Annotated in this window: 4 protein-coding genes; 3 read left to right on the top strand and 1 reads right to left on the bottom strand. The window is 38.3% G+C overall.

The window, feature by feature from the left end; translation table 11 throughout:
* The first annotated feature begins 26 nt into the window (after positions 1-26).
* The 3 genes from AC2YHV_RS05535 to AC2YHV_RS05545 are packed head-to-tail and all read left to right on the top strand — an operon-like array spanning position 27 to position 11,364.
* On the top strand, positions 27-7,712 hold the full coding sequence (locus AC2YHV_RS05535; protein WP_487372766.1) for an amino acid adenylation domain-containing protein: 7,686 nt from the start codon (positions 27-29) through the stop codon (positions 7,710-7,712).
* The gene (locus AC2YHV_RS05540; protein ID WP_487372767.1) at positions 7,709-10,612 is read left to right on the top strand and encodes a non-ribosomal peptide synthetase; all 2,904 of its coding nucleotides are present in this window, start codon (positions 7,709-7,711) and stop codon (positions 10,610-10,612) included. Before AC2YHV_RS05535 ends, AC2YHV_RS05540 begins: the two co-directional genes overlap by 4 nt.
* Positions 10,613-10,632: 20 nt before the next feature.
* Complete coding sequence (locus tag AC2YHV_RS05545; protein WP_369316014.1) at positions 10,633-11,364, top strand: thioesterase II family protein; 732 nt, start codon at positions 10,633-10,635, stop codon at positions 11,362-11,364.
* Positions 11,365-11,699: 335 nt separating this feature from the next.
* Here the strand turns inward: AC2YHV_RS05545 and AC2YHV_RS05550 are convergent, their stop codons facing one another.
* Positions 11,700-13,088: a hypothetical protein gene (locus tag AC2YHV_RS05550; RefSeq protein ID WP_487372768.1), complete on the bottom strand. Its 1,389-nt coding sequence runs from the start codon at positions 13,086-13,088 to the stop codon at positions 11,700-11,702.
* Positions 13,089-13,363: the final 275 nt, after the last annotated feature.

Genomic DNA, 13,363 nt, shown 5'->3' on the forward strand with positions numbered 1-13,363 from the left:
AGATAATGGAATCGGGAGGCGCAAAATTGGAGAAATCTATTCAGAATATCTACTCATTAACTCCGCTTCAAGAAGGAATCCTTTATGAACTGGAAATGAACAATTCAACAGAGAACCTTTACATTTCTCAAATGCGAATCAGGATAACGGGCGCTCTTGAAGTAGATGCATTGTTCGAGGCGTGGAGTCAGGTTGTAGAACGACATGAAGCATTAAGAATGAAGGTCATCTCTAAAAATATTGAAAATAATGTTCAGGTTGTCTTCAATACAATGGAATATCAACCAGAAATGATCGATATGACAGAGTTGAGTGAGCATGAACAAATAATGGAAATTAAAAGAGTGACTTCCGAATCCCAGGAGATGGATGTTAATAACTCCAATTTGATGAAACTCCAATTAGTGAAAATTGAAGAAAATCAGTTTATCTTGATTTGGACTCATCACCATATAATTTTGGATGGCTGGAGTACCAGCATAGTCATCGATGAACTCTTTGTTATTTACAGCCGAATTGTAGGAAAAGACTCCAAAGGACTTATTGAAAAACCAAAGCAATATGGAGATTTTATCCGGTATATGAATAAAACAGATGCGGAAGATATAAATCGTTTTTGGAAAGAGCTTGCAAAGGATATTGAGCAGCCGACGATCACATTTCCCGTCTTGAAACATGTGAAGGATAACCACCAGGACAATGATCTCTTCTGGGAGCTGGATAAAACACAAAGTAAGCTTTTAAGAGAGTTTGCCGCTAAAAACCATGTAACGCTTAATGTATTACTGCAATTAATTTGGTCAATCGTCCTAAAGGAAATGTCCAATCAAAATCGAATCGTCTTTGGAATCGTTAGCTCTGGCAGGTCGAATAACTTATTCAAATCGGAAGAAATCGTTGGGATGCTCATTAATACGATTCCTATGATAGCTGAAATAAACGATACAGACAGCGTTACCGATTTACTGAAACGATTCCAGGAAACATTGAACAATATGCTGGATTACTCCCAAATTTCTTTAGTGGATATCAAACGGCATACGAAATTAAAGAAGGAAGATCCGATTTTTGAAACTTTATTTGTTTATGAAAATTATCCGGAAGCGAAAGATGAAGGCTTTAGCATTGACTGGGAGGTCGAAGGCGGAAAAGAGTCACATAGCTTTCCGTTATCGTTACAAGCCCAGGATAATAAAGAAACGATTACATGCAAATTGTACTTTAATACCTGCTTCTTACAGCGTTCACTAGTATATGATATCCAATCAGCCTTCATGCAGATTGCCCATCAAATTACTGAAGCTCAGCAAATTGATGAAATATATGTGGATATTGACTTTTCAAAACTAAAAAATAATGTGAGTAAAGACGATCAAGCAACGGATGCCCATTCGATGACATCCACATACGTTAATCAAGGACTTAAAGAAATTTGGCAAGAGTTTTTCTTGAACAGCGATATTAATGGTGATTCTGATTTCTTTCAATTGGGCGGGCATTCGATAACAGCCATGAAAATGGTGTCTAAAATAAATAAAAGATTTGATGCGAATATGAAATTAGCTGATTTGTTTGAAAATCCTACCTTGAGAATGCTAAATCATAAGATCTTTCCGGAAATGAGTACACCTCCAAGAAATGAAACGCAGGTCGTTTCATCTTTCGTGGAAAAGACATTTTTGGAAGTCTTATCAACAAGTCAAATCGATAAAGATGCCGATTTTTTTGAAATGGGCGGACACTCGATTTTAGCCATGAAGTTATTGACCAAATTAAACAAAGAATACAATCAAATTCTAACTTTGAAAAATATTTTTCAAAATTCAACAATCGATTCGTTGACGGACTTCATCATTAATGAAATTTCAGATCATGACAAGGAGCACATAGAAGCGCAACAAGAAAGTCATGTTTTATCCAGTAACCAAGAGGCTTTATGGTTCAACGAAAAACTCAACGGTAAGACAGCCAATTATAATATCCCTCAGAAATATAAAATTACGGGAACAGTGGATACTTCAATGCTGGAAAAAGCCTTAAATCATGTCGTTACTAGACATGAGATTTTGAGGACGACCGTCCGTGAAAAAGGCGGTAAAGGCTATCAGGAAATCAGGGAAGATTTGTACATTAAAATAGATGAAATCGATCTCTCTGCGTTAAAGCCCGAACAGCAAAAGACTCGTATGCTGCAAATTGAAGACGATGTCCAATCGGAAATCTTTGAAATTGAAAAAGGTCCTCTCCTGACAGTGAAACTTGTTAAATTGAGTGAAAAGGATTTTGTTTTATTTGTGAATCTTCACCATTTCGTTTTTGACGGATGGTCAGTGAGTATATTTTTAGATGAATGGTTATCGTTTTATGACAGTGAAGTAAATGAAAAGGAACTTATCCTTGGAAATGACTTTAAACAATATAAGGATTTTGCATTAGAGCAGAAAAACTGGCTGGAAAATAACATGAAAGAAGAATCGCAATTTTGGGAAACAAACTTATCTGGGGAATTACCTAAATTGGAGCTTCCTTTAGATACGGTTCGTACAAAAGAAAATCGCAACGATGGCAGTAGTTTTATAGTGGAATTAACGAGGGAAGAGCTCCAGGGGTTAAAGCGGATGTCCCTGGAAAAAAACTCGACATTATTCATGACACTGCTAACGATGTATCAGTCTTTTCTAGCAAAATATACAGGTCAGAATGATATCATCGTTGGAAGTCCTTTGGCGAATAGAATGATTGAAGGGACAGAAAAGTCGATAGGTTATTTTGTCAATACACTGCCCTTTAGATTAAAGCTGGGACATGAGGAAACATTTGAAGAGATACTGCAAAGAAATACAGGCCATATCATCGACATCTATGATCATCAGCAAATGACATTGGAGAAGATCGTTGAAGTCATTAACCCTGAAAGAAATTTAGCAAGCACTTCTTTATTTCAAACCGTCTTCATTTTACAAAATAATGCCAAAGCAGGATTGGAAAGTGAATACATAAAGATAACGCCTGAAGTATTAAAATCAAAGACAGCAAAATTCGATATGAGTTTAGCTGCAGAAGAATATGAAGATAAGCTATTATTCGCCTTTGAGTATAATTCAGGGATCTTCAATGAACAAACCATTCAATCATTAGCTGAAAATTTCCTGGAGTGGATCAGGAAGATTACTTATCTGCCTGAACAATCCATTGAGAAGGTATCTGTCGTGAGTAAGAAGCAGGAGAAAGTATTATTGGAAGAATGGCAGGGAGAAACCATTCACTTTGAGGGAATCAATGACACAATCCCACAAGCCTTCCATAAAATTGTTGAGCGATTTCCTGATAAGGTAGCCATTGTTGATGGTTCCAAAACCATTACATATCGCGAATTGAATGATAAGAGCAATCGGCTTTCACACTATTTACTAAGCAAAGGGATTTCTAAAGAAGAAAGAGTCGGAATTTATGTGAATCGATCAATTGATATGGTGACGGGGATGTTGGCAGTAATTAAAGCAGGTGCTGCGTATGTTCCATTGGATCCTCATTATCCTAATGAACGATTAAGCTACATGGTTGAAGATTCGTCCATTTCCTATTGCTTGAGTCACAAAGAACTCGGAAAGAGTGGTTTGATTGACCCATCCAAAATAATATATTTTGAAAATATTGAAAATGAATCGGATTTGTCAATGACAGAGAATCTTCACATTGCAGATCAGCGGGACTTAGCATATGTCATTTATACCTCTGGAACGACAGGCAGGCCAAAAGGAGTCATGTTGGAACATAGAGGAATCATTAACTTGGTTCATAACCAAAATAAAATGATGTGTTTAGATACATCAGCTAAAGTGCTGCAATTCGCTACGTTTAATTTTGATTCATCCGTCATAGAGATTTTCAGCACACTATTGTTCGGTGCGGAGCTGCATATAAGCGTAGATAAAGAAAATCAATTTGACATGAATAAACTTGTTGAACAAATTAAGCGCGAAGGAATTTCTCATATCATTTTACCGCCTGCTGTGTTGAAGGAACTGCCAATCAATGAATTGAGCACGATTAAAGTGTTGGGATCTGCAGGTTCTGAATGTCCAGTCGAGCTCGTTTCGAAGTTTATGCATATATCGTTTTTCAATGGCTACGGGCCTACTGAATATTCGGTGTGTACAAGTTTTAAAATGTTTCCCCCCAATGAGGATGCAACAGATGAATTCGTTGTTTCAATTGGGAAGCCACTGACTAACACAGTTGCACTTGTGTTGGATGAAAACCGGAAACTAGTGCCGGCAGGAGCGGTTGGTGAACTTTATGTCGGAGGAATTGGGTTAGCGAGGGGATATCTGAATAATGAGAGCCTGACAAATGAAAGATTCATATCCAATCCATTCAACCCTGCTGAAAAAGTATACAGAACCGGGGATTTAGTTAAGCATAATAAAGCTGGGGAATTAGTTTATATAGGCAGAGCGGACGACCAAGTGAAAATAAGAGGATACCGTGTTGAACTATCGGAGGTTAATGTTTCATTACGAAAACTAGCAGAAATCAAAGATAGTTATGTAACGGCAATGGAAGATGGATTTGAGAATAAAAGGCTAATTGCTTATTATACGGTGAATGTTGAGGTTTCGGTGGATTCAATCAGAAGAAGACTGAAAGAAACACTGCCTGCTTTCATGATTCCTGCTCATTTTATGCAACTGGATAAATTCCCTTTGACGCCGAATGGGAAAGTTGATCGGAAATCCCTGCCGAAATGGAAGGAACAGTTGGATGAGAGGAAGAATAAAGTGCCGGATGTGCAAGAGCTGTCCAAAACTGAAACAGAGCTTCTGACAATATGGAGAGATGTATTAAACGATCCCGCTATAGGACCGGAAGATAACTTCTTTGAATGTGGCGGTGATTCAATCATCAGCATTCAAATATGCTCGGCTGCAAAAGAAAAAGATCTATTTATAACGCCTAAAGATTTATTTGAATACCAAACGGTCCGTGAGCTAGGGAATATTGTAAATGAGCTGGAACAAAAACAAGTGGTCCAAGAAAAAATATCAGGTTATATTCCGTTGACGCCTATTCAATCTTGGTTTTTTAATGAAAATCATGACAATATCCATCATTGGAATCAGTCAGTCGTTTTGGTGAAGGATCACGCATTGGCGACCGAACAATATAAACAAATCATCATGAAATTAATTGATCAGCACGACATATTAAGGACATTATTTGAAAAACATGGTGATTCTTATATTGGCAATATATCAAATGCTGATACGGCATGCGGTTTTCATGAGTATCATGTTTCCAGTTTTACAGATGAAAATAGTCTGAAAGTAATTAAGGAGCTGGAAGAAAACGCCCAACAAAGTTTAAACATACACAACGGCCCCATGATGAAGTTCCTTCTATTCAGGGATCAAAAGGAGGAAAGGATTTTTTGGGTGATTCATCACCTTGTGGTTGATGGTGTTTCGTGGAGGATACTTCTTGATCATTTCGAAAGATGCTATCAACAGATAAAGAATGGACAAGAACCATCACTGCCTTTAAAAACGACTTCTTATAAACAATGGTCCGAGAAACTGAACGAGTATCAGAACACTGGCCTCCCGGAAGATGCCGTTCAATATTGGGAAAAGGAAATGAATATTCCAGTTTCTCCGCTGACGCATAGCTTAGGAGAAACATGTGATTTTGAAAACATGTACAAAATACAAGTGGATGAGGACCAAACACAAAACCTCATTAAAAACACTTTAAGAAAACATAAAACGACGATTGATGAGGTTTTATTATCCGTTATTGCCCATTCAATTTCCAAAATAATGGGAATTGATGAATTTTGGCTCGATTTAGAAGGTCATGGCAGAGAGGATATTGAAGATGATATTGATCTATCAAGGACAGTAGGGTGGTTCACCTCCATTTATCCAGTAAGGATTAAAGGAATGCCGTCTTTGGGCTCAACCTTGAGAAATACAAAAAACAGATTAAGAAGTGTGCCAAACAAAGGGTTTGACTTTGGCATCCTAAAGTATATTTCCACTCGGAATCATAACTATCCAGACAGCCTTGTGAGTTACAACTATCTAGGTCAATTTAATAACACTGGTGATATGGAACAAACCAATAGCAGCAATATCGATTTGAACTATACATTTCCATATAAGCTCAATTTTGTCGCCAGCATCGTAAACAATAGGCTCATGCTGAATATTATTGGCGATAGCAACAATGAAAACTACCAAATGATATGTAAAGAAGTTGAAGTACACTTAAACAATATTTTAAGTGGAAGCGCAGATTTGAATGACTCCATTGTCGAAACGGACTTTCAAGCTGAGAAGATAGTCGATGGAAGTACGATTACCCATTTCATTAATAAGTTTAATAACATTGAAGAGATTTACCCAGTGACATCACTTCAAGAAGGGATGTTATTCCATAGTGAAGTAACTCAAAGTCCTGAATATATTTCACAGCTATCCATTGATTTAATAGGTGATCTGGACTTGGACAAATTGGAAGAAGCATGGAATGAAACCTGTAGAAAATACGACGTTCTTAGATCCGTTTTCAGGCGCAATCAATTGGGGGACCGTTACCAAATCATCCTAAATGACATTTATTATGTGTTTAATCATGTGGATCTAACGATGTTTAGTGAGGACGAAACGGCATCCAAGATAGAAAATCTTTTAGAGCATAGCAAAAACAGACAAATGGATTTAGAGAATGGTCCGCTCATGAACATCACCTTGATCCAGCTATCGGATCATCGCTATAGATTCATATGGACACATCATCATGCTTTAATGGATGGCTGGAGCCTGCAAATCGTCATTAATCATTTCTTGGATAATTATCGAAACCCATCCAATATGGTAAAAGACAGTGATGAACATAAGATTGCCTATAAGCAAGTCATGAATCATGTCAGGAATATGAATAAACAGGATGAAGCAGCTTTTTGGAATGAAGAATTGAAGGATTTCGAACAAGTAAATGCACTAGTAGGTAAGAAAACGGATAAGGAAGCTTTTACAGCGGATAAAGTTATTGAATATAGCCTGCCTGAAGAGCTTACCGAAAGATTAATAGAATTATCCAAGCGGCATAGAAAGACGATCAATACCGTTGTTCAAGGAGTTTGGAGCATCGTTCTATCGTGCCTAAGTGAGAGCGACTCAGTATGCTATGGGGTGACAAGCTCAGGAAGGAACCTCAGCATTCCGCATATTGAAAAAGCTGTAGGCTTATTGATCAATACTCTGCCATTCTCGTTGAAAATCGATTGGGAAGATGATTTGCAATCCTATCTTACTGCGATTCAAAACAAGCAATTACAAATGAGAGAGTATGAGTTCAGTTCACTTACGGATATAAAGCGATACGCTGAAATTCCATGGGATAAGGAATTGTTCCAACATATATTTGTATTCGAAAATTATCCGAGCACAGAATCGGCAGAGGATTCGCGAATCATGATCGAAAATTCAGTCGGAAGTGAATCGACCAATTTTGATCTTACGTTCTGTGCGGCTGTAATGCAATCCAAGCTGCATTATAAAATCATTTATAAAGACAGTAAATTTGCCGAAAATGAAATTTTGCATTTTATGGATTCCATGCAGGAAATATTCTTAAAACTAACAGAAAATGAAACACTGCCACCTATTGGAAAATTAATAAATCACTTGAAAGTTGGGGCCCGATGATAAGTAAATCGATGACGACGAATAAATTGATGTTAATAACTGAAGCTTTTAAAAAAATCGCGGAAGATAATCAATCAAAAGCGGCACTTTGCGAAAATGAACGTCAAATTACTTATAAAGAACTAGACATGCTTTCAGATAAGCTAGCCAAAAGGATCATAGATCTGGGGATTCAAGAAGAAACAATGATCGGTATTCCAAGCAAAAGGTCCATTGAACTGATCATAGGGATGCTTGCCATAATAAAGTCAGGCTGTTGCTATGTTCCAATCGACGAAAATTACCCATTAAAAAGATTGGAATATATGCTTGCAGATACGGATATGAAGTTCTTCTTATCGTTTAATGGTCAAGAAGGGAAGCTCCGGGAATTGGATATTGAACCAATTCTATTTGAGATGAATGAACTAAGCAGGGACTGCCATATCCCCGTTAACCGTTCCTCGGAGAATGGTCTTGCATACGTCATCTATACATCAGGAACGACTGGAAAGCCAAAAGGTGTAATGATAGAGCATAAAAGTGTAGTCAATTTAGTACTGAACTCTGAAATACTAGAAATTAATGAAAATAATAGAGTGGCCCAATTTTCCAACCCATGCTTTGATGCCGCAACCTTTGAGATATGGGGAGCTTTATTGAATGGAGCGACTTTATTCCTGATGCCGAATGAGTTCACTTCTTTTGATGATTGGAAAGAAGCGATATCCATTGGAAAGGTGGATGTAGCCTTTTTTACGACAGGTCTTTTCAATGCAATGGTAGATGAGGATCCACTAATTTTTGAAGGATTAAAGAAAATTGTGGTTGGCGGAGATAAAATCTCGGTTTCCCATGTGAGAAGATTGAAGCAAACAATCGGTCACTTCTCCTTGATTAATGGGTATGGACCAACTGAATGCACAACTTTTGCCATTTGTCATGAGGTCGAAGACAAAGATGCAGATGTTATTCCCATTGGAAAACCATTGAGCAATGTAGAAATCAAGATTCTATCTGAAGGACTAGTCGAGGTAGCAAATGGGGAAATAGGCGAAATCTACATTGGCGGTCAAGGGGTCATGAGAGGCTATTTAAATCAGCCGCAATTAACGGAACAAGCGTTGATCAAGGATGATTTGAATCAGATGAAGTGGTATAAAACAGGTGATCATGGCATCCGGTTACAAAATGGTGAGATCCTGTATAAAGGTCGGAAAGACAGTCAAGTGAAAATTCGCGGTTTTAGAATTGAACTGAATGAAATTCAAGACAAGCTTGATCAATACATGAAGATTGAAAGTTCAGTCGTTGCTGTTAAAAACATCAATGATGAAAATTATGTGATCGCTTATTACAAACATGAAGATGAAAAAGCGGAAAACGCTGAAAAGGATATTAAAGATTATCTGAACAATGAATTGCCGAAATATATGATTCCCCACTTTTTTGTCAGGGTGGATGATTTCCCGCTTAATGCCAACGGTAAAGTCGATAAAGAGAAATTATTGGAAATGGAGATCGTGCAAAATAAAACTTCCTTAGCCAATCAAGAAACTGGAAAGAAAAAAGAAGTATTGGAGATTTGGAGAAATGTATTGGGAAATCAAAGTCTAGGATTGGACGACAACTTCTTTGAACATGGAGGCCATTCCATTTTAGCTACCAAACTGGTCTATGTAATGAAGGAAACTGTACTTCCTGAAGCCACTTTACAAATCTTATTGGAAAATAATACAGTGAATAAATTTGTTGAGGCACTTGAAGTCGACTATTCTTGCAGCATGGAAGCAGTGATGGAGAAGGATTCCGTGCTCGATCGAGAATTGATGGAGAAAATAAGGGAAATATCCGCTAAACCCGTTCAAATTGAAAAAAATATGATGATTACAGGTGGAACAGGTTTTTTGGGAGCACACCTATTAAACAAATTATTACTGGAATTGGAAGATGTCAAAATCTATTGTTTGGTTAGATTTCCTTCAAGAAATAGATTGAAAGATACTTTAATGAAATATGGTCTTTGGCAGGATGAATTCGTAAGTAGAATCGTTGTAATTGAAGGGGATCTTAGTAAACATCATTTCGGTCTGGATGATGTGACATATGAGAAATTAAGCAATGATGTCTCTCACGTGTATCATGTCGGTGCTGAAACGAATTTCTTCGAGCCGTATAGCAAATCAAAAATATCGAATGTGGATGGTGTAGTGGAAGTCATTAAGTTTGCTTCATCATGCAATCGTAAAAACATTTATTATGCATCAACGCTTTCTGTCTTGACCGGAGAAAGGAAATGGGACGAGGAAGACGAATTGGTTTATTCCCCCGATTTAATGATCGGATACAGCCAGTCCAAATGGGTTGCCGAGAAATTGCTTCTTCAAGCAAGGGAACTTGGACTGACAATCGATATTTTCCGATTAGGCAGGATTTCATCTAATTCAAATGGGGTTTGGAACGAGAAGGATATGTTGTACAAGGTTTTTGAATCATTTATTGAACAAAGGATATTGCCATTTAAAGAGGAAATTCATTTCGAATTGATGCCAGTCGATTTTGTAAGTGAGTTTATTTACAAAATATCAAGATTGAAAGAGAATCAGAAGCTCGGAATCTATCATATGTTCAATGATCAGAGAGTTTCAAGTGAATTCGTGACCTCCTTCTTCGAAAAAAATGAAATACCTTACTCCAATATGGATTTGGAAGAGTGGTTACAATCTTTAAAAGAAAAGACACAATCTAACGAGATTCATTCATTAAGTGCTTTGTCCCAGTTAATAGATGAATCAACAAAATTAAAAGAGTCGGAAATCCTGCAAGGAAAAACCAAGAAGGAAATGGAACTGCTATCAATGAAAATGCCGGAAATCGATTCAAGGTATGTTGAAAGCTTTATGAAGTACATGTTGAAATAATGGATTGTAAGAGAAGGGGGATGGAAGGACTGAAGAAAACACTTTTTTGTTTCCCTTATGCTGGGGGAAGTGCATCTTTTTATAGAGAATGGAAATTTGAGGATGACGTGATAGAGGTTATTCCGCTGGAATACCCTGGACATGGCAGTAAATATAGTGAACCATTATGTGAACATATGACGGATTTGACGGATATATTATTGAAGGAAATGGAAACGAAACATCAAATGAATTCACTGGAAAACATCTCTTTGTTTGGACATAGCATGGGTGCGATCGTAGCCTATGAAATTGCGGCAAAATTAGAAGAAAGAGATGATAATAAAGTTGAACATTTATTCATTTCAAGTAAGTCATCCCCAGAATATAAAGTAGACCAAATCGATTGCTCTAATACAAAACATTTAAAACAATCGCTTGAAAAAATCGGGGGAACAAACAAGGAACTCCTGGAAACGGAAGATTTCATGAATATATTCCTTCCGATAATCCAGTCCGACTTGAATGTATTATCCAACTATCACCATGAAAAAAAACGCGATAAAAAGGTGGGAAACAAAGCCGTTTTGCTATTGGGATCGAATGATACCGTGACGAAGGAAAGTATCGAAAGCTGGAATGAATACATTGAACATATTGAAGGCTTGCATATATTAAAGGGTGATCATTTCTATATAAAGCAAAACCAGGATATCGTTTTAAAAATCATTCAAGAGTATGTACTCAATAGTCGTTGTGGAGTCTTGATTTAAGAGAGCGGACTGACTGCCTTGCACCAAAACCTGCTCTAATGTAAGTATCCGCTTGGATACCATGAAACCCAATCTTCATCTAAAAAAGGACTGATTTATTTCAGTCCTTTTTACTGTAGACAAATTTATAAAGCTCCAGTTATTTTCAGAAATCCACTCCCACGGCCGACTGTCTGCTAAGCTTCCTCGACGGAAGCGCCTGTGGGGTCCCGGCTAGCCAGTTATTCGGCAGGAATGTCGCTAATTTCTTCAATCAATGATGGGTCCATCCTTATAAAAAAGTAAAAAACAATCGAACCTCCTTTTAGGAGTCCAAACAAATCGGCGCAATTCGATTAAATGAGAAACATTGCTACTATTGTAGTCACTGCTAAACCAATGGTTACCGGAAGCAGATTCCGGCGGGCAAGTTCAAAGGGACTGACATTACATATGGCAGCTGCCGGAATCAGTGCCCATGGAATGAGGGTACCTCCGCCAACCCAAATCGCTGTTATTTGCCCGAGTGCAGTCAAGGTGGCGGTTCCTCCTCCGATTGCCGTGCCAAAGAGTTTAGCGACAGAGCCCGCTAAAGAAATGCCTGAGAAGCCCGATCCATCCAAGCCGGTGATGGCACCGATGCCGGTTAATGTGACGGCGGCTATTTCTTTCGTTAAAGGAACGGAGGCGGCCAATGCGGCACCGAGGTCATTGACGATGCCGAGGGATGTTTTCGGTAAGTAGTCACCGATGATCTGATTGAATCCAGAATCACCTAAATAAAAGAATGCGGCGATCGGAATGACGGGTCCGAATACTTTGAAGCCAAATTGAAAACCCTGAATCAAATAGCCCGTTGATTTTTCAAGCCCTTGCTGCTTATGTGCGACAAGGGATAAAATCAGCAAAATGAAAACGGCTGTACCGCCAACCAACGCCGTGGCATCCCCGCCTTGCAACTTCAAAATCGACAATGCCACAACATCCAACAGAAAGGCGATCGGAATGAAGATGGCAAAAAATTTCTTTTGTCCCAGTGTAAGCAGATTTTCACTCATTGTTTGATCTTGGACAAATCCCTCATTATCCGCCTTGATTCTTCCAAGCTTCATATCCCGCTTTAAAAGGATAAAGGCGGAGAGGGTGGTGACAACCCCCATCGTAATGACAAGGGGTATGCTCGCAGCGATGACATCACCGACTGGTATCGAAGCCGCATCGCCCGTTAGTTTAGGAGCAGCCTGAATGATGAAATCCCCTGATAATGCGATTCCGTGACCAAAAAGGTTCATCGCCATCGCCACCCCAAGTGCAGGTAAACCAGCCCGTAAGGCAACTGGGAGCAGGACTGCCCCAAGTAAGGCAACGGCAGGTGATGGCCAGAAAAACCAGGATATCACCATCATGACGATTCCAATTACCCAAAAAGCAAGTGTAGGGTTCTTAATGAATTTCGCAAATGGTGCAATCATGACATCATTAATGCCCGACTTCGTCAAAACCGTACTCATGGCAACGATGATGGAAATGATTAAAATCGTTGACATTAATTCTGTGATTGCGAAAATGAAGCTGTTGAATATCCCGCTTATGGAAGAGGCTAAACTGCCTGTAGCCACTAAAGCCAAAAGGAAAATCCCAATTATGCAGATGAGGGTAGTATCACGACGTTTTACCATAAACCCGATTATCAATGCAATAAAAACAACATAAATCCAATGGAGTGCCGTTAATTCCATCTCCATGATTCGTCCCCCTCATAAATGTGCCTAGTTACAGATTATGAAGGAGGTATGGGGTGGTGAGTTGTTTCAAAAATTTTAAAGGCGTATCTTATTTACAACTTATGATGTGAATATCGAATTTAAGAGGAGATTACAGGGTGTATTTTTTCTTTTGCTTAAGACTTAGTTGAAATAGGGGAATGTTGTATAAGATAATCCTACTGAATCAGCTATCATCCGTATAAAGTAAGTAAATGAACTTTATCTTCCACAAATAATCGATAGAATTGGCAAAT

The organism is Peribacillus sp. SRI_006, assembly GCF_057586375.1.

Bases quoted from the DNA above. Each gene is read 5' to 3' on its own strand.
- AC2YHV_RS05540 (WP_487372767.1), top strand. From the start codon at position 7,709: ATGATAAGTAAATCGATGACGACGAATAAATTGATGTTAATAACTGAA.
- AC2YHV_RS05545 (WP_369316014.1), top strand. From the start codon at position 10,633: ATGGAAGGACTGAAGAAAACACTTTTTTGTTTCCCTTATGCTGGGGGA.
- AC2YHV_RS05550 (WP_487372768.1), bottom strand. From the start codon at position 13,088: ATGGAGATGGAATTAACGGCACTCCATTGGATTTATGTTGTTTTTATT.